General features: G+C 62.4%; 24 protein-coding genes. 12 read left to right on the forward strand and 12 right to left on the reverse strand.

Translation table 11 applies throughout. The annotated features are described in order from the left end of the window. Positions 1–32 precede the first annotated feature (32 nt). The 9 genes from nusA to EOC83_RS04415 all read left to right on the forward strand — a co-directional run bounded on the left by nusA (position 33) and on the right by EOC83_RS04415 (position 11587). Positions 33–1628 carry a transcription termination factor NusA gene (nusA, locus tag EOC83_RS04375; protein ID WP_013527896.1) on the forward strand — a complete coding sequence of 532 codons (1596 nt, stop codon included), beginning with the start codon at positions 33–35 and terminating at the stop codon, positions 1626–1628. A gap of 38 nt (positions 1629–1666) precedes the next feature. After that, positions 1667–2317 carry an RNA-binding protein gene (locus tag EOC83_RS04380; protein ID WP_024503463.1) on the forward strand — a complete coding sequence of 217 codons (651 nt, stop codon included), beginning with the start codon at positions 1667–1669 and terminating at the stop codon, positions 2315–2317. Further along, entirely contained in the window at positions 2314–4890 is a 2577-nt protein-coding gene (gene infB, locus EOC83_RS04385) for a translation initiation factor IF-2 (RefSeq protein ID WP_013527894.1), read from the forward strand. The genes EOC83_RS04380 and infB overlap by 4 nt, the downstream gene beginning before the upstream one ends. 125 nt (positions 4891–5015) lie before the next feature. After that, complete coding sequence (rbfA, locus tag EOC83_RS04390) at positions 5016–5456, forward strand: 30S ribosome-binding factor RbfA (RefSeq protein WP_024503464.1); 441 nt, start codon at positions 5016–5018, stop codon at positions 5454–5456. After that, positions 5456–6451 carry a tRNA pseudouridine(55) synthase TruB gene (gene truB, locus EOC83_RS04395; protein WP_013527892.1) on the forward strand — a complete coding sequence of 332 codons (996 nt, stop codon included), beginning with the start codon at positions 5456–5458 and terminating at the stop codon, positions 6449–6451. Before rbfA ends, truB begins: the two co-directional genes overlap by 1 nt. 44 nt (positions 6452–6495) lie before the next feature. After that, complete coding sequence (gene corA, locus EOC83_RS04400) at positions 6496–7590, forward strand: magnesium/cobalt transporter CorA (protein ID WP_063169994.1); 1095 nt, start codon at positions 6496–6498, stop codon at positions 7588–7590. Between the two features lie 139 nt (positions 7591–7729). Beyond that, positions 7730–8041 (forward strand): 30S ribosomal protein S15, encoded by a 312-nt coding sequence (gene rpsO / locus EOC83_RS04405; RefSeq protein ID WP_269470859.1) that lies wholly within the window; start codon positions 7730–7732, stop codon positions 8039–8041. Positions 8042–8319: 278 nt separating this feature from the next. Continuing rightward, positions 8320–10467 carry a polyribonucleotide nucleotidyltransferase gene (pnp, locus tag EOC83_RS04410; protein WP_013527890.1) on the forward strand — a complete coding sequence of 716 codons (2148 nt, stop codon included), beginning with the start codon at positions 8320–8322 and terminating at the stop codon, positions 10465–10467. Between the two features lie 100 nt (positions 10468–10567). Beyond that, positions 10568–11587: a class I SAM-dependent methyltransferase gene (locus EOC83_RS04415; protein WP_063169995.1), complete on the forward strand. Its 1020-nt coding sequence runs from the start codon at positions 10568–10570 to the stop codon at positions 11585–11587. Between the two features lie 68 nt (positions 11588–11655). Here the strand turns inward: EOC83_RS04415 and EOC83_RS04420 are convergent, their stop codons facing one another. From EOC83_RS04420 to fabA, 4 genes are all read right to left on the reverse strand, one after another. After that, positions 11656–13200 carry a bifunctional diguanylate cyclase/phosphodiesterase gene (locus EOC83_RS04420; protein ID WP_027161757.1) on the reverse strand — a complete coding sequence of 515 codons (1545 nt, stop codon included), beginning with the start codon at positions 13198–13200 and terminating at the stop codon, positions 11656–11658. Between the two features lie 207 nt (positions 13201–13407). Beyond that, positions 13408–14220 carry an enoyl-ACP reductase FabI gene (fabI, locus tag EOC83_RS04425; RefSeq protein WP_013527887.1) on the reverse strand — a complete coding sequence of 271 codons (813 nt, stop codon included), beginning with the start codon at positions 14218–14220 and terminating at the stop codon, positions 13408–13410. Positions 14221–14233: 13 nt separating this feature from the next. Next, positions 14234–15454 (reverse strand): beta-ketoacyl-ACP synthase I, encoded by a 1221-nt coding sequence (gene fabB / locus EOC83_RS04430; protein ID WP_024503470.1) that lies wholly within the window; start codon positions 15452–15454, stop codon positions 14234–14236. A gap of 52 nt (positions 15455–15506) precedes the next feature. Then, positions 15507–16022 (reverse strand): 3-hydroxyacyl-[acyl-carrier-protein] dehydratase FabA, encoded by a 516-nt coding sequence (gene fabA, locus EOC83_RS04435; protein WP_013527885.1) that lies wholly within the window; start codon positions 16020–16022, stop codon positions 15507–15509. Positions 16023–16264: 242 nt separating this feature from the next. Between fabA and irrA the strand changes: the two genes are divergently transcribed. After that, positions 16265–16696 carry an iron response transcriptional regulator IrrA gene (gene irrA, locus EOC83_RS04440; RefSeq protein WP_024503471.1) on the forward strand — a complete coding sequence of 144 codons (432 nt, stop codon included), beginning with the start codon at positions 16265–16267 and terminating at the stop codon, positions 16694–16696. 46 nt (positions 16697–16742) lie between these two features. Next, on the forward strand, positions 16743–17150 hold the full coding sequence (locus EOC83_RS04445; protein WP_063169996.1) for a DUF4260 domain-containing protein: 408 nt from the start codon (positions 16743–16745) through the stop codon (positions 17148–17150). On the opposite strand, the gene EOC83_RS04450 is transcribed toward EOC83_RS04445, so the two are convergent. Beyond that, on the reverse strand, positions 17123–17683 hold the full coding sequence (locus EOC83_RS04450) for an SH3 domain-containing protein (RefSeq protein WP_063170456.1): 561 nt from the start codon (positions 17681–17683) through the stop codon (positions 17123–17125). The genes EOC83_RS04445 and EOC83_RS04450 overlap by 28 nt on opposite strands. 209 nt (positions 17684–17892) lie before the next feature. Between EOC83_RS04450 and EOC83_RS04455 the strand changes: the two genes are divergently transcribed. Beyond that, a complete protein-coding gene (locus EOC83_RS04455; protein WP_013527881.1) occupies positions 17893–18894 on the forward strand; it encodes a D-glycerate dehydrogenase in 1002 nt (333 codons plus the stop codon). A 47-nt stretch (positions 18895–18941) separates the two neighbouring features. Here the strand turns inward: EOC83_RS04455 and EOC83_RS04460 are convergent, their stop codons facing one another. The 7 genes from EOC83_RS04460 to EOC83_RS04490 form a co-directional block, all read right to left on the reverse strand. Next, complete coding sequence (locus EOC83_RS04460; protein ID WP_127218679.1) at positions 18942–19430, reverse strand: GNAT family N-acetyltransferase; 489 nt, start codon at positions 19428–19430, stop codon at positions 18942–18944. Between the two features lie 4 nt (positions 19431–19434). Further along, entirely contained in the window at positions 19435–20190 is a 756-nt protein-coding gene (locus EOC83_RS04465) for a molybdopterin-synthase adenylyltransferase MoeB (protein ID WP_013527879.1), read from the reverse strand. Positions 20191–20221: 31 nt separating this feature from the next. Continuing rightward, positions 20222–21367, reverse strand: a complete 1146-nt coding sequence (gene recF, locus EOC83_RS04470) for a DNA replication/repair protein RecF (protein WP_013527878.1) — start codon at positions 21365–21367, stop codon at positions 20222–20224. An 82-nt stretch (positions 21368–21449) separates the two neighbouring features. Further along, positions 21450–22568 (reverse strand): DNA polymerase III subunit beta, encoded by a 1119-nt coding sequence (gene dnaN, locus EOC83_RS04475; protein ID WP_013527877.1) that lies wholly within the window; start codon positions 22566–22568, stop codon positions 21450–21452. Positions 22569–22871: 303 nt separating this feature from the next. After that, entirely contained in the window at positions 22872–24347 is a 1476-nt protein-coding gene (gene dnaA, locus EOC83_RS04480) for a chromosomal replication initiator protein DnaA (protein ID WP_127387494.1), read from the reverse strand. 925 nt (positions 24348–25272) lie between these two features. Beyond that, a complete protein-coding gene (gene rpsT / locus EOC83_RS04485) occupies positions 25273–25539 on the reverse strand; it encodes a 30S ribosomal protein S20 (RefSeq protein ID WP_013533694.1) in 267 nt (88 codons plus the stop codon). Positions 25540–25721: 182 nt separating this feature from the next. Next, positions 25722–26495 carry an enoyl-CoA hydratase gene (locus EOC83_RS04490; RefSeq protein ID WP_013533693.1) on the reverse strand — a complete coding sequence of 258 codons (774 nt, stop codon included), beginning with the start codon at positions 26493–26495 and terminating at the stop codon, positions 25722–25724. Between the last annotated feature and the right edge of the window lie 49 nt (positions 26496–26544).

Here is a 26544-nt window from a genome sequence, read left to right on the forward strand (position 1 = left end):
AAGGTCCGGCAAACAAGCTCGGGAGAAAAACGATGGTTGTAAGCGCCAACAGACTTGAATTGCTGCAGATCGCCGACGCGGTCGCGCGTGAAAAGTCGATCGACAAGTCGATCGTCATCGCCGCCATGGCCGATGCGATCCAGAAGGCGGCGCGCTCGCGTTACGGTCAGGAGACCAACATCCGCGCCGACATCAACCCGAACACCGGTGAGATGAAGCTGCAGCGGCTGATGGAAGTGGTCGAGAAGGTCGATGACTACGCCACGCAGATCGCCATTTCCTCGGCTCGCGAGCGCAATCCCGACGCCCAGCTCGGCGACTTCATTGCCGAACAGCTGCCGCCCATGGATTTCGGCCGCATCGCCGCCCAGTCGGCCAAGCAGGTCATCGTCCAGAAGGTCCGCGAGGCCGAACGCGACCGCCAGTATGACGAGTACAAGGACCGCATCGGCGAGATCGTCAACGGTACCGTCAAGCGCGTCGAATACGGCAATGTCATCGTCGATCTCGGCCGCGGCGAAGCGATCATCCGTCGCGATGAGCTGATCCCGCGCGAGAACTACAAATATGGCGACCGCGTCCGCGCCTATGTCTACGATGTGCGCCGCGAGCAGCGCGGCCCGCAGATTTTCCTGTCGCGCACCCATCCGCAGTTCATGGCCAAGCTGTTCACCATGGAAGTGCCGGAAATCTATGACGGCATCATCGAGATCAAGTCGGTCGCCCGCGACCCAGGTTCGCGCGCCAAGATCGCCGTCATCTCGCGGGACTCATCGATCGATCCGGTCGGCGCCTGCGTCGGCATGCGCGGCAGCCGCGTCCAGGCGGTCGTCGGCGAATTGCAGGGTGAGAAGATCGACATCATTCCGTGGTCGCCTTCTGCGGCGTCCTTCATCGTCAATGCGCTGCAGCCGGCGGAAGTCGCCAAGGTCGTGCTCGACGAGGATGCCGAACGCATCGAAGTCGTGGTTCCCGACGACCAGCTGTCGCTGGCCATCGGTCGCCGCGGCCAGAACGTGCGTCTGGCTTCGCAGCTGACCGGCTGGGATATCGATATCCTGACCGAAGCCGAAGAATCCGAGCGCCGCCAGAAGGAATTCGTCGAGCGTTCGTCGCTGTTCATGGAAGCCCTCGACGTCGACGAGATGGTCGGCCAGGTGCTGGCCTCCGAAGGCTTCACCAGCGTTGAGGAAGTCGCTTATGTCGATTCCGGCGAGATCGCCTCTATCGATGGTTTCGACGAGGACACCGCTTCGGAGATCCAGACCCGCGCCCGCGAATATCTGGAGAAGATCGAGGCCGAGCACGACGACAAGCGCAAGGCGCTCGGCGTTTCGGACGAATTGCGCGAAATCCCCGGCGTCACCACCGCCATGATGGTGACGCTTGGCGAGGACGGCGTGAAGACGATCGAGGATTTCGCCGGCTATGCCGCCGACGACCTGACCGGCTGGAAGGAACGCAAGGACGGCGAGACAAAAGTCTATCCGGGCGTGCTGGCCAATCATGGCGTGACCCGCGCAGACGCCGAACAGATGGTTCTGGCCGCCCGCCTCAAGGCCGGCTGGATCACCGAAGACGAGCTTGCAGCCGAAGAAGTCTCGGCTGACGAAGCCGTTGGTGCGTGAGGTGAAACCGCATCGCACCGAACCCGCCCTTGGACGAGATGAACGATCGCACCTGCATCGTTACGCGCAAACAAGCCGAACCGGATGATCTGATCCGGTTCGTCGTCGGCCCGGATTCGGCCGTCGTTCCCGACATCAAGAGAAATCTGCCCGGCCGCGGTTGCTGGGTGAGCGCCGACCGCCTACATATCGACAAGGCTGCGGCGAAGAACCTCTTTGCCCGCGCCTTCAAGGCACAGGTGGTCGTGCCGCCCGATCTTGGCGGCATGGTCGACGGGCTGCTTTCCAGGCACGCTCTGGGCATGCTTGGTCTTGCCCGCAAGGCAGGCGCAATTTCGCTTGGTGCTACCAAGGTCGAGAGCGCGGTGCGCGGCGGATTGGCGCTTTTCGTGCTGCATGCTTCCGAGGCGTCCGATGACGGCGTGCGCAAGATCAGCCAGGCGCGACGGGCGACGGTCCATCTCGGTGGGCCCGCTATCCTTGCCTACAAACTTTTCTCCGAGGCCGAGTTGAGCTTGGCATTGGGGGGTACAAATGTGATACATGCTGCCGTTCTCGCGGGAGACGCGGGCAGGGCGGTCCAGAAGCGCATGGTTGCGCTCGACCGGTATCGGGGCGGTTCCCCGGACGATCTGGCAATGCTTGCGGCTGTTGCTGACGAAGATGATGCCGCAGAGGATATGGAATGAGCGATACGAAATCGGGTGACGACAATACGCTGAGTGTGACGCCGAAGAAGACCTTGACGCTGAAGCGCCCCGGTATGGAACAGGGCACTGTGCGCCAGAACTTCTCGCACGGCCGCACCAAGCAGGTCGTCGTCGAAACCAAGAAGCGCAAGTTCTCGATGCCCGGCGACAAGCCGGAGCCTGTTGCCGCCCCCGTCTTCACACCGAAGCCGGCGGTCGTGGCCGCACCCGTCGTCGTGCCGGAAGCACCGAAGGCGCCGCCACCCCCGCCGCCCCCGGCCCCGGTCGAGCGCAGCGGCATGGTGCTGAACGAACTGTCGCGCAGTGAAATGGAAGCACGCCGCAGGGCGCTCGAGGGCTCGAAGGTTCGCGAGGTCGAGGACCGCCAGCGCGCCGCCGAGGATGCCAAGCGTCGCGCCGAGGACGAAGAGCGCCGCAAGCGCGAACGCGATGAATCCGCGCGCCGCCAGGCCGAGGAAGAAGCACGGTTGCAGACCGAGGCCGAATCCCGCCGTCGGGCCGAGGAAGAGGCGCGTCGCCGCGCGCCATTGGCTGCCGAACTGGCAACAGTCGATGACGAGGAAGTGGCCAAGCCGAAGCGGGTTGGTGCCGGCGCACCGGTGCGCCGTCCGGTCACGCCTGAAGTGGCGCGTCCGGCCAAGCCGACCAAGAGCGAGGAAGATCGCCGCCGTGGCAAGCTGACGCTGAATTCGGCATTGTCCGACGAAGATGCGCGAGCCCGTTCGCTGTCGTCGATGCGTCGCCGCCAGGAAAAATTCAAGCGCGCGATGCACAATGAGCCGCGCGAGAAAGTCATGCGCGAAGTGATCCTGCCAGAGACCATCACCATCCAGGAACTGGCGCAACGCATGTCCGAGCGCGCGGTCGACCTGGTCAAGTTCTTCATGAAGCAGGGCCAGATCCTGAAGCCGGGCGACGTCATCGACGCCGACACGGCCGAGCTGGTCGCCACCGAATTCGGCCACACGGTCCGCCGCGTCGCCGAATCCGACATCGAGGAAGGCCTGTTCAACATCGCCGACAATGCCGAGGACCTGGTTTCGCGTCCGCCGGTCGTGACGATCATGGGTCACGTCGATCATGGCAAGACCTCGCTGCTCGACGCGATCCGCAACGCCAATGTCGTCTCCGGCGAAGCCGGCGGCATCACCCAGCATATCGGCGCCTACCAGGTCGAGAAGAATGGTCACAAGATCACCTTCATCGACACGCCCGGCCACGCCGCCTTCACGGCGATGCGTGCTCGTGGCGCCCAGGCGACCGACATCGCCATCCTGGTGGTTGCGGCCGATGACAGCGTCATGCCGCAGACGATCGAATCGATCAGCCATGCCAAGGCGGCCGGCGTTCCGATCATCGTGGCGATCAACAAGATCGACAAGCATGATGCCGATCCGCAGAAGGTGCGCTCCGAACTGCTGCGCCACGAGGTTTTCGTCGAATCCATGGGCGGTGAAGTTCTGGACGTCGAAGTGTCGGCGACCAAGGGCACCAATCTCGACAAACTGCTCGAGGCGATCCTGCTGCAGGCCGAAATTCTCGACCTGAAGGCCAATCCGGACCGTACCGCCGAAGGCGTCGTCATCGAGGCCCAGCTCGACAAGGGCCGTGGTCCCGTTGCCACCGTGCTGGTGCAGACCGGCACGCTGATGCCGGGCGACATCCTCGTTGCCGGCAATGAATGGGGCCGGGTGCGTGCGCTGGTCAACGATCGTGGCGTGCAGATCAAGGAAGCGCCGCCGGCGATGCCGGTGGAAGTGCTTGGCTTGCAGGGCACCCCGCAGGCCGGCGATCGCTTCGCCGTGGTCAACAACGAGGCCCGTGCCCGCGAGATCACCGAATACCGCCAGCGTCTGGCGCGCGAGAAGGCGGTTGCCAAGCATGCCGGCCAGCGCGGTTCGCTCGAGCAGATGATGTCGCAGTTGCAGACAAGCGGGCTGAAGGAATTCCCGCTGGTCATCAAGGGCGACGTGCAGGGCTCGATCGAGGCGATCAACGCCGCACTCGACAAGCTCGGTACCGACGAAGTGCGTGCACGCATCGTCCATGCTGGCGCCGGCGCCATCACCGAAAGCGACGTGTCGCTGGCCGAGACTTCGGGTGCCGCGATCATCGGCTTCAACGTCCGCGCCAACGTCCAGGCACGTGCCGCTGCAGCGGCGGCTGGCATCGAGATCCGCTACTACTCGATCATCTACAACCTTGTGGATGACGTGAAGGCGGCTCTGTCGGGCCTGTTGTCGCCGGAGCGTCGCGAGACTTTCATCGGCAATGCGCAGATCCTCGAAATCTTCGACATCACCAAGGTCGGCAAGATCGCCGGCTGCCGTGTCACCGAAGGCAAGGTCGAGCGTGGTGCGGGCGTGCGCCTGATCCGCGACAACGTCGTCATCCACGAAGGCACGCTGAAGACGCTGAAGCGCTTCAAGGACGAAGTTTCGGAAGTCCCCGGCGGCCAGGAGTGCGGCATGGCCTTCCAGAACTACGAGGACATGCGCGTCGGCGACGTCATCGAGTGCTTCCGCGTCGAGATGGTGACCCGGACACTCTGAGTTCGAGTGACTTGTCCATACCGGGCGGTGGTCGAAAGGCCGCCGCCCCAAGTCTATTGAGAATGCCCATATGAGACATGCGGCACGGTTCCATCCCGCGCCTCACGCTTTCAGGATTGAGAAAAATGCCCCGTCCAACCGCATCCAGCCCATCCCAGCGCATGCTGCGCGTCGCCGAACAGGTGCGCCATGCGCTATCCGAAACCCTGCAGCGCGGCGAGATCATCGATCCGCTGATCGAGAACACCGTGGTGTCGGTCTCGGAAGTGCGCATGTCGCCCGATTTGAAGGTCGCTACCGCTTTCGTCTCGCCGCTCGGCGCCAAAGATGCCGATGCGGTGGTCGAGGCGTTGAACAAGCATGCGAAATTCGTCCGTGGCCGTGTCTCCGGCGCGCTGCGGCAGATGAAGTTCATGCCGGAGTTCCGCTTCAAGCTCGACACCTCCTTCGACAATTTTGCCAGGATCAACGACCTCTTGAAATCGCCGGAAGTGGCGCGCGATTTGGGTCCTGAGGACCAGGAAAACGCAGACCAGGACAAAGACGACAACAAGGACACCGAATAGTGGCGCGTCGCGGCAAGAAGAAGGGCCGGCCGATCTCGGGCTGGCTGATCCTGGACAAGCCGGTCGGCATGGGCTCGACCGAAGCCGTCTCCAAGATCAAATGGCTGTTCCAGGCGGAAAAGGCCGGCCATGCAGGCACGCTCGACCCGCTGGCGTCCGGCATGCTGCCGATCGCGCTTGGCGAGGCTACCAAGACCGTGCCTTACGTGCAGGACGGCGCCAAAATCTATCGCTTCACCGTTGCCTGGGGACAGGAGCGTTCGACCGATGACCTCGAAGGTCCGGTGACGAAAGAATCCGACCTGCGTCCGTCGGAAGCCCAAGTGCTCGCCCTGCTGCCGAAATACACCGGCGTCATCATGCAGACGCCGCCGCAATTCTCGGCCATCAAGATCGCAGGCGAGCGCGCCTATGATCTGGCCCGCGACGGCGCGACGGTCGACATACCCGCGCGAGAGATCGAGATCGGCCGTCTGGACGTTGTCGAGCATGGCGCCGACCATACTGTTTTCGAGGTCGAGTGCGGCAAGGGCACCTATGTGCGCTCGCTGGCCCGCGACATGGGCCGCGACATCGGCTGCTTCGGTCACATCTCCGAATTGCGCCGGGTCGAGGTCGAGCCGTTCACCTCGGAAGACTTCGTCACCATCGCCGAACTGGAAGCCGCCCGTTTCGGTGTGGAGGAGGTCGACAGCTCGGACACGACAGAAGCCGCTGACAAGGCAGAGGCTGCCGACAAGGTGGAAGCGCCAATCGACTTCGACGCCATCGATGCGCTTCTGGTCGACACATCGGCTGCCCTCGATTGCCTGCCGCAGATCGCCATCAGCGATGACGCGGCAACCAAGATCCGCCTCGGCAACCCGGTCATCATCCGCGGCCGCGACGCACCGGTGGAAGCCGAAGAAGCCTGCGCCACGGCGCGCGGCAAGCTGGTCGCCATCGGTGCCATTGAGCAAGGCATGTTCAAGCCCAAGCGGGTCTTTGCCGGTTGATTCCTGTCGTCTAATGTCGAGGCGAGGACTCGCACGAGGGGAATATGGCAAAGGCTGAGACCGTGAAGACGCGGGCACCGGCGAAAACGCGGCGGCCGCCGGTCGGTGCGTCGCCCGGCACGCTGATCGCCGACCCGTCGGCGCGTCGCTCGGAACTGCGTCTGACGCTGATCTCGCCCGAAAAATTCAAGACTATCGAAAATGCCAGCATCGACGACCTCAACACCCATTGCCACAAATGGCCGGTCCTCTGGCTCGACTGCACCGGCCTCGCCAACATCCCGCTGATCGAGGAGATCGGCCGCATTTTCAGCCTGCATCCGCTGGCGCTGGAGGACGTCGTCAACACCGGCCAGCGGCCTAAGGTCGACTTCTTCGAGGACCATGCCTTCGTCGTCGTCAGGATGATCGACGATGTCACCTCGCACCGCTATGAGCAGATCGCCGTCTTCTTCGGCAGCAACTTCGTCGTTACCTTCCAGGAGCGGGAAGGCGATCCATTCGATCCGGTGCGCAAGCGCATTGAAAGTTCGGCGCCCAACCGGCTGCGCGCCCGCGGCGCCGACTATCTTGCCTATGCGCTGATCGATGCCATCGTCGACAGCTATTTTCCGCCGATCGAGGCCGCCGGTGACATGGTCGACAGCATCGAGGACCAGATGCTGCATTCGCCGCACAAACACCAGATGCGGCAGCTGCATGAATTGCGGCGTGACGCCAACGTGCTGAAAGGCGTGCTGTGGCCGATGCGCGATGCGCTGGCGACGCTGATCCGCAACGATGTGCCCTATGTGAAGGCCGAGACCAAGATCTTCCTCAACGACACGCTCGACCATGCGCTCAGGCTGATCGAGCTGGTCGAGACCCAGCGCGATATGCTGACCGGCCTGATCGAGATGCACCTGTCGCTGAGCCAGGCGCGCACCAACGACGTTATCAGCTATCTCACCATCGTCTCGGTCATCTTCATGCCGCTCACCTTCCTGGTCGGCATCTGGGGCATGAATTTCGATCCGGAGTCTTCGCCCTGGAACATGCCGGAACTGAAGGCCTACTACGGCTATCCCTTGTCGCTGCTGTTCATGGCGCTTGTCGCGTTCGGGCTGATCGCCTTCTTCAAATGGAAGAAATGGCTTTGACAGGGATAAACCTGCCATTTTGGCCTGAAAAGCCGGCTTGTGAATTGGGCTGGTGTTTTCCGGGGAATTGCACTATATGCGCCGCAGCTTAGCGCTATGACGCTTTGCTTGCACCGGCCCCTGCTGGACGACATCCCGGCTGAGGGCGACCCGTTTCCTCAAACAGATAAGGAAAAACACGATGTCGATTACTGCCGAGCGCAAACAGGAATTGATGGGTGAATTCGCAACCGCCAAGGGCGATACCGGGTCTCCGGAAGTCCAGGTGGCCATCCTTTCCGAGCGCATCAAGAACCTGACCGACCATTTCAAGGACCACAAGAAGGATAACCATTCCCGCCGTGGTCTGCTTGCTCTCGTCTCCCAGCGCCGCAGCCTGCTTGATTATCTCAAGCGCAAGGACGACGCGCGCTACCAGACGCTGATCGAGAAGCTCGGTCTGCGTCGTTGACGAATTGACCGGCGGGCTTTCGAAGGAGAGCCCGCCGGTCGCGCATTCTGCCAGTCGTATCGACTGGCCAGACCCGGTTTCGATCGTGCAGAGGGCACTCGAAACCGCCCATGGACGGTCATGGGGCAGGATTGCAGGACGCTCGCGCGCGCACCGCGCCGAAATCACCCGAGCCTCCCGTTGTCTTGCCCGTGGCTGCCCGAGAAAGGAAGCCAGGGAAAGGGCATCTCCGCGCACCGTGAAACGGCGCGGCCCTTTCCTCATATTAAGGACAAGAGATGTTCAATCACCACAAAGTGGAAATCGAATGGGGCGGTCGTCCGCTCATCCTCGAAACCGGCAAGATCGCGCGCCAGGCTGATGGCGCGGTGCTCGCCACCTACGGCGAGACCAAGGTCCTCGCCACCGTCGTTTCGATGAAGGAGCCGAAGCCCGGCCTCGATTTCTTCCCGCTGACCGTCAACTACCAGGAAAAGACCTACGCCGCCGGCAAGATCCCGGGTGGCTATTTCAAGCGTGAAGGCCGTCCGAGCGAGAAGGAAACGCTGGTTTCCCGCCTCATCGACCGCCCGATCCGCCCGCTCTTCGCCTCCGGCTACAAGAACGACACCCAGATCGTCGTCACCGTCGTCCAGCATGATCTCGAGAACGATCCCGACATCCTGTCGATCGTTGCCACTTCGGCCGCCCTGACGCTCTCCGGCGTCCCCTTCATGGGCCCGGTCGGCGGCGCCCGCGTCGGCTACATCAACGGCGAATACGTTCTGAACCCGCATGTCGACGAGATGCAGGAATCCAAGCTCGACCTCGTTGTCGCCGGCACCGCCGACGCTGTGCTGATGGTTGAGTCCGAAGCCAAGGAATTGGGCGAAGAGCTGATGCTCGGCGCCGTCATGTTCGGCCACAAGGGCTTCCAGCCGGTCATCGACGCCATCATCAAGCTGGCCGAAGTCGCCGCCAAGGAGCCGCGCGACTTCACCGCGCCGGACTATTCCGCGCTTGAAGCCGAGATGCTGAAGATCGTCGGCGACGAACTCAGCAACGCCTACAAGAACGTCGACAAGCAGAAGCGTTACGCCGCCGTCGACGCCGTCAAGGCGAAGGTCAAGGCAGCGTTTGCCCCGGCCGAAGGCGAAGATGCCAAGTACACTTCCGAGCAGATCGGTTCGGTATTCAAGGAACTCCAGGCCAAGGTCGTGCGCTGGAACATCCTCGACACCGGTTCGCGCATCGATGGCCGTGACCTCAAGACGGTCCGCAAGATCGTCTCCGAAGTCGGCGTCCTGCCGCGCACCCACGGTTCGGCGCTGTTCACCCGCGGCGAGACCCAGGCGCTGGTCGTTGCCACGCTCGGCACCGGCGAGGATGAGCAGTATGTCGATTCGCTGACCGGCATGTACAAGGAGAAGTTCCTCCTTCACTACAACTTCCCTCCCTATTCCGTCGGCGAGACCGGCCGCATGGGTTCGCCGGGTCGCCGCGAAATCGGCCATGGCAAGCTCGCCTGGCGCGCCATTCGCCCGATGCTGCCGAGCGCCGACCAGTTCCCCTACACGCTGCGTGTCGTCTCGGAGATCACCGAGTCCAACGGTTCGTCGTCGATGGCCACCGTCTGCGGCACCTCGCTGGCGCTGATGGATGCCGGCGTGCCGCTGGCCAAGCCCGTCGCCGGTATCGCCATGGGCCTGATCAAGGAAGGCGAGCGTTTCGCCGTTCTATCCGACATCCTCGGTGACGAGGATCACCTCGGCGACATGGACTTCAAGGTCGCCGGCACCGCCAACGGCATCACCTCGCTGCAGATGGATATCAAGATCGAAGGCATCACCGAGGAGATCATGAAGATCGCGCTGGACCAGGCCAAGGATGGCCGCCAGCACATCCTCGGCGAGATGGCGCATGCTCTGACCGGCGCGCGTTCGGAACTGGGTGAGTTCGCACCGCGCATCGAAGTGATGCACATCCCGACCGACAAGATCCGTGACGTGATCGGCTCGGGCGGCAAGGTGATCCGCGAGATCGTCGAAAAGACCGGCGCCAAGATCAACATCGAGGACGACGGCACGGTCAAGATCGCTTCGTCCAATGCCAAGGAGATCGAGGCGGCGAAGAAGTGGATCCACACCATCGTCGCCGAGCCGGAAGTCGGCGAGATCTACGAAGGTACGGTCGTCAAGACCGCGGACTTCGGCGCTTTCGTCAACTTCTTCGGCCCGCGTGACGGCCTCGTCCACATCTCGCAGCTTGCCAACGACCGGGTCGCCAAGACCTCGGACGTGGTCAAGGAAGGCGACAAGGTCTGGGTCAAGCTGATGGGCTTCGACGAGCGCGGCAAGGTCCGCCTGTCGATGAAGGTCGTCGACCAGGCCACCGGCAAGGAACTCGCCCGCGACAAGAAGACCGAAGGCGAAGAAAACGCCGCCTGATTGGTCTGAGATCATGAATCGAAACGGGCGCGGCTTATGTCGCGCCCGTTTTCATTTTCAGCCTGGGTTTCAAAGCGCTTAGACAAGTCGAGATCGAACAATGTCCGCCGAGCCGTTGAAGACGCTTTTCCATCCCTTCGAGGCGGAGGCTGTTGCTTTGCCGGGAAAGGGCACGCGCGCCCTGTTTTTCGGCGCTGAGCCGGGTTTTCGCCTGCCTGAAGGCTTTGAGGCGACGCTTCACCTCGTACAGGGCTTCCGGCCGCATTTTAGCGTGCTGCAGGCGTCTGGCTTCGTCGTCACCGCGCAAGTGGAAGGCGATGGCTTCGATATGGCACTTGTGCTTGCCGGCCGGCATCGCGGCTTGAACGAAGTGCGCATCGCGCAGGCGCTTGAGTGCGTGGCGCCGGGCGGCCTGGTCGTCATTGCCGGCGGCAAGGACGATGGCATTGCCAGCCTGCGCAAGCGCGTTGACGAGCTTGTGCCGCTTGAAGGCCATTTGCCCAAATATCACGGCATTGCCTTCTGGCTGCGACGTCCCGCCGATCTGGCCGCCGCGGAAGAATTGCGCGCTGCCAACCCCGCTCTGCTGGTTGAAGGCCGGTGCCACACCGCGCCCGGCATGTTCTCGTTCGACCGGATCGATACCGGATCGAAATTGCTGGTCGAGAACCTGCCCAATGACCTGCGTGGCAGCATTGCCGATCTCTGCGCCGGCTGGGGCTATGTGGCGGCCGAGATCGCCGCCCGCTCCCCCGGCGTTCAGGCGCTCGACCTCTATGAGGCCGATTTCGCCGCGCTTGAAGCCGCGAAGCTCAATCTGGCAGCGGTCAGCCAGCCGACCGCCAGGAATTTCTTCTGGATCGATCTGCTGAAGGAACCAGTCGAGAAGCGCTACGACGCGATTGCCATGAACCCGCCCTTTCACCGCAGCCGGGCGGCCGAGCCGGAGATCGGCGCCGGCATGATCCGAGCGGCGGCCAAGGCCTTGAAGCCGGGTGGGCGGCTGTTCATGGTCGCCAACCGTCAGCTTCCCTACGAACCGATCTTGGCGGCTGTCTTTTCGAGCCATGCCGAACTCGCTCGTGACGGCATGTTCAAGGTGCTTTCCGCTCGTCGTTGAAGCATGATCCCGAAAGTGGATACCGGTTTCGGAAAAGATCATGCTCAAAAACAGATATCGCGTCGCACTCAATGCAGATTGGCAACGCGCCGGACCTCATCGGTGATATGCACGTCGCCGACCCTGATCTTGAGGGGGGCGGGCCTGCCATACAGGTAGCCTTGCACCACCTCGCAGCCGGCTGCCCTGAGCAGTGTCGCCTGGCTTTCGGTCTCGACGCCTTCGGCAATGATGCTGACGCCGAGCGCGCGCGAAAGCCCGACGATGGTCGAGACGACCGCGCCGGAGCTGGAATCTGTGTCGAGGCGGCTGACGAAGGACCGGTCGATCTTCAGCTTGCCGAATGAGAAATCGATCAGGTAGCTCAAATTGGAATAGCCGGTGCCGAAATCATCGACGGCGACCGAAATGCCGATATCCGCAAGCTCCTTCAGGATGGCGGCGGCGCGGTCGCGATCCTGCATCATCGCCGTCTCGGTCACTTCCAGTTCCAGCCGTGACGGCTTGATGCCGGTGCTCGTCATGGTGTCGCGCACGATGCCGACGAAGTCCTTGGTCATGAACTGGACGGGCGAGATGTTGACGGCGACGAAGCAGTCGTCGGGCAGATGCCGGGCGTCGCTGCAGGCTTTGCGCAGCACCCATTCGCCGATCGGGCCGATCATGCCGGTTTCCTCGGCGATCGGAATGAACTCCATCGGCGGGATCATGCCGCGTTCCGGATGCCGCCAGCGGATCAGCGCTTCGTAGCCGACGATGCGGCCGGTCGGGAGATCGAGCTGCGGCTGGTAATGAAGGTCGAAGTCACCGCGCTCGAAGGCTGTATGCAGTTCGGATTCGATCCACTGGCGATGGTCGGCGACCCTGCCCATTTCGGCATGGAAGACGGACCAGTTGCCGACGCCGCTGGCGCGCGCGTTCTGCAGCGCCAGATTGGAGCGGCGCAGGATGAGGACGGGATCGACACCGTCCTTTGGCATCGCCACGATGCCGACCGACAGGCTGACCGATTGCAGGTGCGTACCGAGATCATAGGGCTCCATCATCTCGTCGATGAGCCTCTCTATGGTGCTTTCCAAGGACCCTGCGACTTGGTTGTCGGGGAGCAGGATCGCGAATTCACCGGCGCCGATGCGTCCGATCAGCGCGCGCGGCGGCACGCACGTCTTCAAGCGCTTGGTGAAGGCGCGGATCAGCTCGTCGCCCTGGCTGTAGCCGATGGCGTCATTGATCTGCTTGAACCGGTCGATGTCGATATCGATGAGGAACATCGGCTCGCCGGTCCGGCTGGTCGCGCATGCCGCCTCGGCAATCTTGCCGACCATCGCCGGACGTGCCACCAGGCCGGTCAGCTTGTCGAAATGGGTTTCCGTGAAGACGAAATCCGCCGATTCATCGACGCCGGCGAAGAAGGACATCGCGGCGACCGACGCCGCCAGTGCGCAAAGAGCGGCCATCACCGAGACCATCATGTCGGCGGAGATGCCGGCAAAGCCATCGCCGAGACCGAGCTTCAGGCCCCAGAGCCCGAGGACGAAACTGCCGAGACCCGAACTCGCTATGGTGAGCAGTCGGAACACCGGTGTTCGCTTCGGGTTGCTGACGGCGAGCATTGAAAGTTCCCCTGAGTACGGAGCTTTCTACCGGATATCTCCTTAAAATGAGTTTCCGCGAATGAATCCAATTTTATTGGACCGGAAGTATTTCTTGAGCGGATCAATGCGACTGGCGCTGAAACGGGGTTTAGCCGCGCGCTTTAAGCTTCGTGTTTTCAGATGTCCGCCATTTCAAAACCGTCGCGCACCTTTGGCCGACAGGCGTTAGTCTCGCCCGCCGTCGGTCTGCTTCAATTCGTCGAGCGTCGGCATGGAAACGATGTGATAGCCGGAATCGACATAGTGGATTTCGCCGGTAACCCCGGAAGACAGATCCGACAACAGATAAAGCGCCGAACCACCGACCTCGTCGATGGTCACCGTGCGGCGCAGTGGCGAGTTTCGCTGCTGGTAGGAGAACATGTGGCGGGCGTCCGAAATGCCGGCGCCGGCGAGCGTGCGCACGGGCCCAGCCGATATGCCGTTTACCCTGATGCCGCGCGGACCGTAATCGTTGGCGAGGTAGCGCACGCTGGCCTCCAGTCCGGCCTTGGCGACGCCCATGACATTGTAGTTCGGCATGACGCGGACGGAGCCCGCATAGGTCAGCGTGATCATCGATCCGCCGTCCTTCATCAAGGTGGCCGCATGGCGGGCGACCTCGGTGAAGGAGTAGCAGGAGATCACCATGGTGCGGACGAAATTGTCCCGGCTGGTGTCGGCGTAGAGGCCTTTCAACTCGTTCTTGTCGGAAAAGCCGATGGCGTGGACGATGAAATCCAGCCCGCCCCATTCGTTGCCCAGGGTCTCGAACGTGGCGGCGACCGAAGCGCTGTCCTCGACGTCGCACGGCACGACCAGCGAGGCGCCGAGCTTGTCGGCCAGCGGCTTGACCCGGCGTCCGAAGGCATCGCCCTGATAGGTGAAGGCGAGTTCCGCCCCGTGTTCGGATAATTTCCGGGCGATGCCCCAGGCGATCGAATGATCGTTGGCGACACCCATGACAAGCCCGCGCTTGCCCTTCATCAATCCGTCCATGGCCGGCAAATCCTTATGCGGAATAGCGCTGGAAAACGAGCGTGGCGTTGGTGCCACCGAAGCCGAACGAATTGGACAAAACAGTGTCGATCCTGGCGTCGTCGATGCGCTTTCGCACGATCGGCATGCCCTCGAATTCGGGGTCGAGGGTCTCGATATGGGCGCTTTCGCCGATGAAACCGCCCTGCATCATCAGGATCGAGTAGATGGATTCCTGCACGCCGGCCGCGCCCAGCGAATGGCCGGTCAGCGACTTCGTCGAGGTGATGTACGGCATCTCTGGGCCGAACACCTCGCGGATGGCGCCCATTTCCTTGGAATCTCCCACCGGCGTCGAGGTGCCATGGGTGTTGATGTAGTCGACCGGCGTGGAAACCGTGGCCAGCGCCTGGCGCATGCAGCGGACCGCGCCTTCGCCTGAAGGAGCAACCATGTCGTAGCCATCCGACGTCGCGCCATAGCCGACGATCTCGGCATAGATCTTGGCGCCGCGCGCCTTGGCATGCTCAAGCTCTTCCAGCACCAGCACACCGGCGCCCCCGGCAATGACGAAGCCGTCGCGATTGACGTCATACGCACGGGAGGCGGTCGATGCCTTGTCGTTGAATTTCGACGACATGGCGCCCATGGCGTCGAACAGGTCCGACATCGTCCAGTCGAGATCCTCGTGGCCGCCGGCGAAGACGATGTCCTGCTTGCCCCATTGGATCAATTCATAGCCATTGCCGATGCAATGCGCCGAGGTCGAACAGGCCGACGAGATCGAGTAGTTGACGCCGTGGATCTTGAACCATGTGGCAAGCGTCGCCGATGCGGTCGACGACATTGCCTTCGGCACCGCGAATGGACCGATGCGCTTGGGACTGCCGTTCTTCAGCGTCGTTTCGGCAGCTTCGACGATGGTGCGGGTGGATGGTCCGCCCGATCCCATGACGATGCCGGTGCGCTCATTGGTGATGTCGCTCTCGCCGAGGCCCGCATCCGCGATCGCCTGGTCCATGGCGACGTGGTTCCATGCAGCACCCTGGCTCAGGAAGCGCATCGCACGGCGATCGATCATCGCCGATGGATCGAGCGTCGGCGCTCCCCAGACCTGGCAGCGGAAGCCGTGTTCGGCGAAGGAATCCGAGAAGCTGATGCCTGATCTGGCGTCATGCAGCGAGGCTTGCACCTCGTTGGCATTGTTGCCGATCGACGACACGATGCCGAGGCCTGTGACTACGACACGTCTCATTCGCAACTCCTTCCAGGGATGCTGGCCAAAGGGGGCCGGCCAGGGGTGCCGGTCAGCCGACCGCCGACTGCTTGGACAGACCGACTTTCAAATCCGTTGCCGCGTATATGGGTTCGCCATCCGCCTTCAGCCAGCCATCGGCGATGCCGAGCACCAGCCGGCCCCGCATCACGCGCTTGAAGTCGATGCCATATTCGACCTTCTTCACCGAAGGCGTGACCATGCCCTTGAATTTCACTTCGCCGGTCGACAGCGCCATTCCCTTCCCGGGTTCGCCAAGCCAGCCAAGATAGAAGCCCGTCAGTTGCCACATGGCGTCGAGGCCGAGGCACCCCGGCATGATCGGATTGCCGATGAAATGGCAGGCAAAGAACCACAGGTCCGGCTTGATGTCGAACTCCGCGCGGATGAAACCCTTCTCGAAGGCGCCGCCGGTCTCGCTGATCTCGGTGATGCGGTCGAACATCAGCATTGGCGGATAGGGAAGCTGGGCGTTGCCCGGTCCGAACAGTTCGCCGCGGGCGCAGGCCAGCAATTCGTCGTACTCGTAGCTGGATTTACCCGCCATCAATCTCATCCCATATCGTTCCGGGCCATCGGGTGCCCTTGTCGTTGGTTTCCTAACACAATCTGTTTCAGGCCGGAAACCGGCGTTTGCGCTTAGCCTGCTCGTCTGCCTGGGTCAATGCGCGCTATTGATCGCATTCGGACGACAGAATATATGTCCTGAGAGGTCCGGTTTCGGCAGACGTTCATTTTTTTGCCATTCTGGGCGTGTCTTGGGGCGGAACTGTGGGGTTCGACGAGAAGATGGACCTGGACGGCCGGAAGGAAAATGTCGCTGTGGACAAGCGGGTCCGTGAAGCCGGGCTGAGGCCGACGCGTCAGCGCATTGCGCTGGCCGATCTGCTTTTCGCCAAGGGCGACCGGCATCTGTCGGCCGAGGAACTGCACGAGGAGGCGGTTGCCGCCGGCGTGCCGGTGTCGCTGGCCACCGTCTACAATGCCCTTCACCAGTTTACCCAGGCGGGACTTTTGCGCATCCTCGCCGTCGAAGGCGCGAAAACCTATTTCGACACCAACACCTCCGACCACCACCATTTCTACATCGAAGGCGAAAACCGTATATTCGACATCGACAGCGGTCCGGTGACGGTTGCGAACCTGCCGGAGCCTCCGGAAGGGATGGAGATCGCCAATGTCGACATCGTCGTGAGGCTGCGCCCCAAACGCCGCGAATGACTGGCGAGGCCGGAATCATCTGCCAAGCCAGAATTATCGGCCAGGGATGAAACCCCTCGATCTCGTAATCCGGCTCGAATGGGCGATCGTGGCACTGGCTGCCGTCATTTTCTACGGTTCGACCGGCATCTCCTGGTGGCTCTTCGGATTGCTTATCCTGGCGCCTGACCTATCGATGTCGGGCTATCTGGCCGGTCCGCGCGTCGGTGCCCTTGCCTACAACGCCTTGCACATCCTGATCGTGCCCGTGCTGCTGCTGCTCGGCGGGCACATGTGGGGCAATGCGGCCGCGATGGCGGTTGCGCTGATATGGATCGCCCACATCGCCATCGACCGTGCGCTGGGCTACGGTCTGAAGCTGCCGACCGGCTTCCAGGACACCCATCTCGGCCGTATCGGGCATAAAGCCAGGACCGCGAAAGAGAATCAGTCCTTGACCCGTTCGCCGGGATAGGCGCCCCAGACGACCGACTGGGCAAGCCAGCCGGTGTGGCCGTCGAACGTCATTTCGCACCACTGGCCGTCGCAGGATTTGATCGTACCCATGACGCCAGGTTCGATCATCGCGACCACCCTTGCATCCTTGTCGGGGCTGTTGAGAAGATTGATCCGGGTGCCCTTGCCACGCTGCCATGGTGCGACGATTGCCGTGCGTCGGCCGGAAAGCAGCGACTGGTTGATCCAGCCTTCCGAACCATCGGCATCGCGCACGCGGCGCCATGTGTCGAATTCCTGGATGATCTCCATCGGCAGGCCGGCCTTCATGTACATCCAGTCGACCGAGTAGTTGGCGCCGGGGCCGACGCGCGAGTTGACGCGGCCGGATTTCAGGCTGACGAATCGCGGCAGCGGCAGGCCGCTCGGCCCGAGCGTGACGACGCTCTGGGCAGGTGCAGCCGCACTCTGTGCCGCCGTAAGCGGAGAATAAAGCAGAGCGCCGAAAAATGCTGCACTGAGGGCCAGGCGAAGCGACGCGAAACCAGACACTTTCATTCCTTTCGGCGCTTGCCTCGGCGCCCCTTTTTCTTTGTCTTCGGCGGCACCGCTTGTTACATGGGTAATCGGCACCGCGACCGGCTTTCAGTTTCGCCGGTCTTGGTTAAAGAGGTCTCAACGAGATCGGGTTAGAGCAATTCCAGCAAACCTGTGAAGCGGTTTTGCGTTCGGAATTGCGGCAAATACTCGAGAGGGAAACAATGGCAGGCAAAAAAAGGCCTCTCGTCGTCATCACGCGCAAGCTGCCCGACCCGGTCGAGACCCGCATGCGCGAACTGTTCGACGCAAGGCTGAATGTCGAGGACCGGCCGATGACGCAGCCGGAACTGGTCGCGGCGGTCAAGGAAGCCGACGTTCTGGTGCCGACCATTACCGACAATATCGACGCGGCGCTGATCGCTCAGGCAGGCGACAACCTCAAGCTGATCGCCAATTTTGGCAACGGCGTCGACAAGATCGATGTCGCGGCTGCGGCCAAGAGGGGCATCACCGTCACCAACACGCCGAATGTCCTGACCGAAGACACCGCCGACATGACGATGGCGCTGATGCTGGCGGTGCCGCGGCGGCTCGCGGAAGGCGCCAATGTGCTCACCGGCGACAAGAAATGGGCCGGCTGGTCGCCGACCTGGATGCTGGGCCGGCGCATCTGGGGCAAGCGGCTCGGCATTGTCGGCATGGGGCGGATCGGCACGGCCGTAGCCAGGCGGGCCAAGGCCTTCGGACTGTCGATCCACTATCACAACCGCCACCGCGTGCTGCCGGCCGTGGAAGACGGGCTGGAGGCGACCTATTGGGAAAGCCTCGACCAGATGCTGGCCCGCATGGATATCATCTCGGTCAACTGTCCCTCGACGCCGGCAACCTTCCATCTGCTTTCGGCGCGGCGGCTGGCGCTACTGCAGCCCACCGCCTATGTCGTCAACACCGCGCGCGGCGACATCATCGACGAGGAAGCACTGGTCAAGCTGATCCAGGACGGCAAGATCGCCGGCGCCGGCCTCGATGTCTACGAGCACGAGCCGGCCTTGAACGGCAAGCTGCTGAAGCTCGCGGCCAAGAACAAGGTCGTGCTTTTGCCGCATATGGGCTCGGCGACGCTCGAGGGCCGTATCGACATGGGTGAAAAGGTCATCATCAACATCCGCGCCTTCGTTGACGGCCACCGCCCACCAGACCGCGTGCTGCCGCTCAGGACCTGACACTGTCGCGGTGCGATATCCGTGGCCCACAAACCGTAAGATAAGACTTACGGGAGAGCTTTGCGCATGGTGATCGAGGTCGGCCTGGCATAGCCGTCATGCGCCGTCCGTCCAGTTTCGCGAAAGCCGAGGCGAGCAAAGGCCGCGTGGTTCGCGGTCAACTCGATCCGCGTCTGAAGCTCGATGGCGGCCTTGCCGCGGCCGCGGGCAAGGTCTTCGACCGCCTGCATCAGCCGCCGGCCGATGCCTTGTCCCTGGCAGTCCGGCGCCACGGCGAGCTTGCCGACATAGAACTCTGCCACCTTTTCAAGGGCAAAGACGCAGCCGACGATCCGATCACCCCTGAGCGCCACGAAGCCGGTCTCCCGCCGCGCCTTGTCCCGCAGAGTGTCGGCGGTCAAAAGGTGGGCCGAGGAGGGCGGGTCGATGACGTCGTCCATCGAGGCGAAGGCACGCATGATCAATGCGAGCACATCGTCCCAACGGTCGAAATCGGTCGGGATCCGCCTGATGGAGACTGCTTCGATCAGGTCCAAGAATTCAGCTTCTCTTGTAACGGATGGTGTCGAAGCGCGCCGCCAGCCCATCATAAAGCAGCAGCCGGCCGACCAGCGGTTCGCCCACGCCGGTGATCAGCTTGACCGCCTCCATGGCCTGCAGCGTGCCGATGACGCCGGTCAGCGCGCCAAGCACGCCGACTTCGGCGCAGGACGGCACCAGGCCCGGCGGTGGCGCCTCGGGAAACAGGTCACGATAGCCTGGGTTGGGCTTGCCGTCCTTGCCGTCTTCGAATGGCTTCAGCACCGTGACCGAGCCGTCGAAGCGTCCGACGGCGGCATGCACCAGCGGTTTCCCAGCGCTCGCGCAGGCATCGGCCACGGCGTAGCGCGTTTCGAAATTATCGGAACCGTCGACGACGATGTCATAGCGGGCGACGAGGGCAGGCGCATTGTCCGTGGTCAGCCGGAACGTATGCGGTTCGACTGTGGTATTGGGATTGATGCGGGCGATTGCCGCCTTGGCGCTGTCGGTTTTCAGCAGGCCGACAGTGTCGGTGCCGTGAATGACCTGACGCTGCAGGTTGGAGAGCGAAACGGTGTCGTCATCGACCACGCCGAGCGTGCCGACGCCGGCGGCGGCAAGATATTCAAGCACCGGGGCGCCCAGCCCGCCGGCGCCGATGACCAGCACCCGGGCCTGCTTCAGCCTCTGCTGTCCGGCGCCGCCGATTTCCGGCAGCACGATGTGGCGGGCATAGCGTTCGATCTCGTCTGCGGTCAGGGCGGCAGTGGTCATTGCCTGATCATACAGGCACGGAAAAACCTTGTCAGGGGTCTTCGGTTGGCCCAACCGTCCCGTGGTCGACGGTCAGGAATTGCGCACGGCCCTGGAGACTGGAAAACAGCGCAGCATCGGTTCCTGTCATGAATGCCTGGCAGTTCAGTTCCTCCAGGATGGAAAACAGCGCCGCGCGCCGCCCGCTGTCGAGATGCGCAGCGATCTCGTCGAGCAGCAGGATCGGCGTCATGCCCGACATTTCGCCGGTCAGCCTCGCGTGCGACAGCACGATGCCGACCAGCAGCGCCTTCTGCTCGCCGGTCGAGCAGAGCTCGGCCGGCATCGCCTTGGGGCGGTGCCGAACCACCAGGTCCGAACGGTGCGGGCCGTCGAGCGTACGTCCGGCGGCGCGATCGCGCTCGCGGCCCTCGGCAAGCGTCCGACGGAAGCGTTCCTCCACATCGACCGCCGGCGCCACGGCAATCTCGGCTTCCAGCTCGCCTGAAAGGCCGATATCGGCTTGCGGAAACGGTCCCGTGTCGGGCAGCCTGTCGATCATGGCGGCCAGCAGGCGCACCATCTCGGCGCGCGCCGCGGCAATCGCCACACCGGTTTCGGCCATCTGCGTCTCGATAGCGTCGAACCAGCGGTCGTCCCGAGAGCTTTCGGTAAGCAGTCGGTTACGACCGCGCATCGCCTTCTCGTAGTCGATCGCACGTTGCCCGTGGCCGGGGTCGATCGCCAGCACCAGCCGGTCGAGGAAGCGCCGGCGATCCGCGGCCGGTCCGGTGAATAACGCGTCCATGGCTGGCGTCAGCCAAACCACGCGCAGCCATTCCAGCATGTCCTCGGCCGAACGCGCCGAAGCTCCGTTGATGCGTACCCGCCTGCCGCCTTCGCCGGCGGTGTCACCGCCGGAAATGCCTGTTCCGATCTCGACCTGGCCATCAGGTCCGTCGAGCCGGGCATGCAGCGCAAAGCCGCCGTCGCCGCCCTCGCGCGCGACATCGGCGTAGGGCGCGCGGCGCAAGCCACGTCCCGGTGTCAAAAAGGAGATCGCTTCGAGGAGATTGGTCTTGCCGGCGCCGTTGTCGCCGGAAAAAACCACGGCACCTGGCGCCAGATCGATCGTCAGCGCCGCATAGTTGCGGAAATTAGTAAGTGTTAGCTTACTTATATGGTTCTGTGCCGGCAACCGCTATCCGCCTATAGAAGTCGCCGTAAATATCGCGCTTGCCGCCGGTCCACAACAGGACCGAAGTGCTGACACCGCGCCGCTACACGCGCATCGGCATCAGCACATAGAGTGCGGTCTCGTCGGCCATGTCGTGGATCAGCGTCGGCGAACCGGCATCCGCCAGCATGAACTTGGCCTCCGTGCCGGTCAGCTGCGCGGCAACGTCGAGCAGGTACTTGGCGTTGAAGCCGATCTCGATCGGATCGGATGAATAGTCAGCGGACAGTTCTTCGGTGGCGCTGCCTGAATCCGGATTGTTGACCGCAAGCGTCACCTGACCCTCGCTGATCGACAGCTTCACCGCGCGACCGCGTTCGGAAGAGATGGTCGAAACACGATCGACGGCGGCGGCAAAGCTCTGGCGGTCGATGATCAGCTTCTTGTCGTTGCCTGTCGGAATGACCCGCTGATAATCGGGGAAGGTGCCGTCGATCAGCTTCGAGGTCAAAACCACGCTGCCGATGGTGAAGCGGATCTTGGTGTCCGACAGTTCGGTGGTCACCGCAACATCCGGATCGTCGACAAGCTTCTGCAGCTCGCTCACCGTCTTGCGCGGAATGATGATGCCCGGCATGCCCTCGGAACCCGCCGGCGCGTCGATCTCGGCGCGCGCCAGGCGGTGGCCGTCGGTCGCCACCGAGCGCAGCTTCAGCTTGCCGCCAACCTCATGCGTGTGCAGGTAGATGCCGTTCAGGTAATAGCGTGTCTCCTCGGTGGAGATGGCGAACTGGGTCTTCTCGATCAGGCCTTTCAGGGCAACCGAGTCGAGACGGAAGATATGCGAGAAGGATCCGGCCGAAAGCTCCGGGAAGTCGGATTGCGGCAGGCACTGAAGGCGGAAGCTCGAGCGGCCGGACGTCACCGTCATGGCGTTGCCGTCCTCGTCCGTCTTCAGCATCACCTCGGCGCCATCGGCGAGCTTGCGCACGATGTCGTAGAGCAGATGTGCCGGGACCGTCGTCGCCCCGCCGCGCTCCACCTTGGCGGGCGTCGCTTCGGTCACCTCGAGGTCGAGATCGGTTGCCTTCATTTCAAGGCTGGCGCCTTCGGCGCCGAGCAGCACGTTGGACAGGATCGGTATGGTGTTTCGCCGCTCGACCACACGATGGACGTGGTTGAGCGACTTCAGGAGATTTGACCGTTCCAGGATAACACGCATGACGAAACAGGCTCGCTTGAATGAATGACGGGTCACCAGTGAGCGGCGTCCCGCGAAAGGTCTGAATAGGCTCAGAATCTGCGTAAACTGACAGGAAAAAACCAGCAAACGCAAGCCCGCGCCGCCGGTTCAGGCCGGCTACGCGGGCTTTCTGGGGATAACGCGCCCGAAGTCCGCGAGCCAGTGTCGAAAAACCGAAATCCAGATCGCTTCCAGGCGATGCCACGAGCCCGATGCAGGCCCGGCGCCGCACTGGCAAGCCATTGAATCCCGGCGTTGTTTCGGTTCGGCCCTCCCGGAGGGTCAGGCCTGATCGTTGATCAGCCGCCTCAGAAGCTCAAGTTCCTGCGCCAGCGTGTTGTCGTTGCCGGAAAGGTCCTCGATCTTGCGCACGGCATGCAGCACCGTGGTGTGATCGCGGCCGCCGAAACGCCGTCCGATCTCGGGTAGCGAGCGCGGCGTCATCACCTTCGACAGGTACATGGCGACCTGCCGCGGCTTGACGATGGTGCGCGTGCGCCGGTTGGACAGCAATTCGGTCTTCGACACATTGTAGTGACGCGCCACGATGCGCTGGATGTCCTCGATACGGACACGCTTCGGCTCGCCTGTGCGATAGATGTGGCCGAGGATTTCGTCGATCCGGTCGATGGTGATCTGCGGCTCGAAGGATTGACGGAACAAAAGCTGATTGAAGGCGCCTTCCAGCTCGCGTCCGCTGCCGGTCACGGTGCGGGCGACGTGATTGAGGATCTCCTCCGAAATGTCGAGGGATGCGTCGTCGCTCCTGGCCGTGGCAAGGCGCAATTTGAGCATGCCGAGGCGCATGGCGAAATCGGGCGCCGACATTTCAAGCGCGACACCGCCATTGAGGCGCGAACGGACCCGCGGTTCGAGCGATTCCAGTTCCGATGGTGGCCGGTCGGCAGCGACGACGACCTGCTTGGCGCTGTCGAGCAGCATGTTGATCAGGTGGCAGAATTCATGCTGGATCGACTTGCCCTGCAGGAACTGCATGTCGTCGATGATGAGCAGGTCGATGTCGCGCAGCTGCTCCTTGAGCGTCAGAGCGTTGTTGTCGCGGATCGCGGTGGCAAAGCGCCACATGAAATACTCGGCCGTGAGATAGACGACGCGCGACTTGGGGTTCTGCTTCAGCGATTCCGCGGCGATGGCCTGCAGCAAATGGGTCTTGCCGAGCCCGACGGTTGCGTGAAGGAAGAGCGGATTGAAACGCACCGCGCTCGATTGCGATTCCGCCACTGCCTTGGCGGCGGCGAAGGCCACCCGGTTCGACGGCCCCTCGATGAAAGAGCCGAACGTGTAGCGTGGATCGAGCGGTGACCCCAGAACGTTGTGGCGGAATTCGCTCTCGATGGGTGTGCCCGGACGCGGAGTCGATGCGCGCTCCACCCGGCTGGGGCTGACTGTGCCTGCGGCAAGCGCCGTCTGCGTCTGCCGTGTCACCTTGCTGCGTGCCGGCGTTACCTCTGGCTCGGCCTGGGCGCGTCCCTGACGGGTTGCCGTGCGCACGACGATGTCTATCTTGAGAAGATCGGGATCCTCCTGCTTCCACAGCTCGGAGATGAGGTCGAGATAGTGGCCGTTGATCCATGAGCGCAGGAAGGCGGTAGGCACCGAGATGCGGACAATGCCCTTGGAAGCCTCGGCGACTTTCATGCGGCCAAACCAGCTCGAATAGACTTCGGTTCCCAGGCGCGCCTTCAACTGGGTCTTGACCCGGTCGAATTTCTGTTCCGCGTCGCTGGACACCGCCATGTCGTTTGCTCCGATCAAAGTTCCAGGAAATGGGAGGTCGCCCGTAAGTTCCCTTTCGATGCCGCTCTGCATGATCTTTTCCTTGTCCTTCCGTACCTGTTTTCCGCCGGGGATGCGCCTCCTGCATCCGGTTCCGGCGACCTAAGTCTTTGCTACGATGTCCGCTGCCGCCGCCGGCAGGTGAACGTCGCCCATTATCCGTGGGAACCGGTGCCGGCCCATGGAAGCCAGTCCGCGTTGGGTATGTCAGGGCAATACAACACCGTCCGGCGAAAAGAGCGCCGGCGCGCCGTCTACCTGCCATGTCTAGTTACGCCAGTCCCCTACCGTATCGAAAAAGACAAACCAAAGCCGTCCGCGGACTTGATCCGCGTTGCAAATCCCGCCAATTTAAGCTGGCCGATTCAGGCTTGGGTTAAGAGCCAGAGCCCGTCCCTTTCGATAGATCGACACTACCGAAATCGCTGTGGATAGGGCAAGGCCACGTCTAACGGATTTTTAAGGAATCTGGTTAGTGGAGGCGGGTTCGAGTGGCATGCCGCGACGGCACATTTTAACAAAGCCATTGTGATTCAAACCCTTTTCCGGCGAATATGAAAAACCGGGCGCTGACAGAAATATTCTGAAATAATTCGCTTGACAGCGACTTCTCCCCGATCGGGCCAGTCCGGTGTGGACAAGCTGTGGATCACCATCTGTAAGCGTTTGAAAAATATAAGCTATTTTTGACAGCCAAGAATCATTAGGCCGGCGATTTTCAAGCGTGCCGATCAACAGCAGGCATGCATATGCCGGCAAACTATTCCCTATTGTGAAATCCGCATAAGACGCCGTTTCCGGACATTCTTTTTAAGTGCTTGCCGGCAAACGAAAAAACCCGGCACAAACGGCCGGGTTCGAAGAACGTCAGTCTAGGCAAGTAATGTCAGGCCGACAGTACCTTGACCCGCTGAGCCAGTCGCGACACCTTGCGGGACGCCGTGTTCTTGTGAATCACGCCCTTGGTTGCGGCGCGCATCAATTCCGGCTCCGCGATCTTGAAGGCAGCCTGTGCGGCAGCCTTGTCACCGGAGGCAAGCGCCTCTTCGACCTGGCGGATATAGGTGCGGACGCGCGAGCGACGGTTCTTGTTGATCGCTGCGCGGCGGACGATCTTGCGCGTTGCCTTTTTGGCCGAGGATGTATTGGCCATGATGCCTCTCTTCTGATCTGGTCGGCGCATGCGGGATGCCGCAGGGCGCAAAAAACAAACGGGCTGCCACAGGGCCGCCTCGGTTGGTGCGGCTTATAGTTCAGCTTTTCCGGCGCGTCAACGCTGCCTGGCCTTCTTTTTGGCGGCCAACAACCATCTTCTTCGAAGCCAAGGGATTGGCGTCAGCGGTTGGTGAAATTCGGCTTCCGCTTCTCGGCAAAGGCCGCCATGCCTTCCTTCTGATCGTCCAGTGCAAACAGCGAGTGAAACAGCCGGCGCTCGAACCGCAATCCCTCGGCAAGCGTCGTCTCGAAGGCGCGGTTGACAGCTTCCTTTGCCATCATCACCGATGGCAGCGAGAAAGCGGCGATCTTGGCCGCGGCCTTCAGCGCCTCCTCGACAAGTTCACCGGCAGGCACGACCCGCGACACCAGGCCAGAACGCTCGGCCTCGGCGGCATCCATCATCCGCCCGGTCAGGCACATGTCCATCGCCTTCGACTTGCCGACAAAGCGGGTCAGCCTTTGTGACCCGCCCATGCCTGGAATGACGCCGAGCGTGATCTCGGGCTGGCCGAACTTGGCCGTGTCGGCGGCGATGATGAAATCGCACATCATCGCCAGCTCGCAACCGCCGCCGAGTGCATAGCCCGCCACCGCCGCGATAATAGGCTTTCGCGCCCGCGTCAGTTCCTCCCAGCCGACGAAGAAGTCTTGGGCGTAGGCGTCCGCATAGGAGATGGACTGCATCTCCTTGATATCGGCGCCCGCCGCGAAAGCTTTTTCGGAACCGGTGATGACCATGGCGCCGATACCGGGATCGGCGCTGAACCCGTTCACGGCTGCCACCACCTCGGTCAGGATCTGGGAGTTCAGCGCGTTGAGCGCCTGCGGCCTGTTCAGCGTGATCAGCCCGACCTTGCCGTGCGTCTCGGTGATGATCGTCTCATAGCTCATGGCTGCTTCTCCTTGCTTACGCTCGTCTAGAGCGGTTCATCGTTTCACG

The sequence above is a fragment of the Mesorhizobium sp. Primo-A genome, assembly GCF_003997175.1.
Lineage (GTDB): Bacteria > Pseudomonadota > Alphaproteobacteria > Rhizobiales > Rhizobiaceae > Mesorhizobium > Mesorhizobium ciceri.

Bases quoted from the DNA above. Each gene is read 5' to 3' on its own strand.
- dnaN (WP_013527877.1), bottom strand. From the start codon at position 22,568: ATGCGTGTTATCCTGGAACGGTCAAATCTCCTGAAGTCGCTCAACCAC.
- pnp (WP_013527890.1), top strand. From the start codon at position 8,320: ATGTTCAATCACCACAAAGTGGAAATCGAATGGGGCGGTCGTCCGCTC.
- EOC83_RS04455 (WP_013527881.1), top strand. From the start codon at position 17,893: ATGGCAGGCAAAAAAAGGCCTCTCGTCGTCATCACGCGCAAGCTGCCC.
- rpsT (WP_013533694.1), bottom strand. From the start codon at position 25,539: ATGGCCAATACATCCTCGGCCAAAAAGGCAACGCGCAAGATCGTCCGC.
- EOC83_RS04445 (WP_063169996.1), top strand. From the start codon at position 16,743: ATGAAACCCCTCGATCTCGTAATCCGGCTCGAATGGGCGATCGTGGCA.
- EOC83_RS04380 (WP_024503463.1), top strand. From the start codon at position 1,667: ATGAACGATCGCACCTGCATCGTTACGCGCAAACAAGCCGAACCGGAT.
- irrA (WP_024503471.1), top strand. From the start codon at position 16,265: ATGGACCTGGACGGCCGGAAGGAAAATGTCGCTGTGGACAAGCGGGTC.
- EOC83_RS04490 (WP_013533693.1), bottom strand. From the start codon at position 26,495: ATGAGCTATGAGACGATCATCACCGAGACGCACGGCAAGGTCGGGCTG.
- dnaA (WP_127387494.1), bottom strand. From the start codon at position 24,347: ATGGCGGTGTCCAGCGACGCGGAACAGAAATTCGACCGGGTCAAGACC.
- rbfA (WP_024503464.1), top strand. From the start codon at position 5,016: ATGCCCCGTCCAACCGCATCCAGCCCATCCCAGCGCATGCTGCGCGTC.
- corA (WP_063169994.1), top strand. From the start codon at position 6,496: ATGGCAAAGGCTGAGACCGTGAAGACGCGGGCACCGGCGAAAACGCGG.
- EOC83_RS04420 (WP_027161757.1), bottom strand. From the start codon at position 13,200: ATGCTCGCCGTCAGCAACCCGAAGCGAACACCGGTGTTCCGACTGCTC.
- fabI (WP_013527887.1), bottom strand. From the start codon at position 14,220: ATGGACGGATTGATGAAGGGCAAGCGCGGGCTTGTCATGGGTGTCGCC.
- infB (WP_013527894.1), top strand. From the start codon at position 2,314: ATGAGCGATACGAAATCGGGTGACGACAATACGCTGAGTGTGACGCCG.
- nusA (WP_013527896.1), top strand. From the start codon at position 33: ATGGTTGTAAGCGCCAACAGACTTGAATTGCTGCAGATCGCCGACGCG.
- fabB (WP_024503470.1), bottom strand. From the start codon at position 15,454: ATGAGACGTGTCGTAGTCACAGGCCTCGGCATCGTGTCGTCGATCGGC.
- EOC83_RS04465 (WP_013527879.1), bottom strand. From the start codon at position 20,190: ATGACCACTGCCGCCCTGACCGCAGACGAGATCGAACGCTATGCCCGC.
- fabA (WP_013527885.1), bottom strand. From the start codon at position 16,022: ATGGCGGGTAAATCCAGCTACGAGTACGACGAATTGCTGGCCTGCGCC.
- EOC83_RS04415 (WP_063169995.1), top strand. From the start codon at position 10,568: ATGTCCGCCGAGCCGTTGAAGACGCTTTTCCATCCCTTCGAGGCGGAG.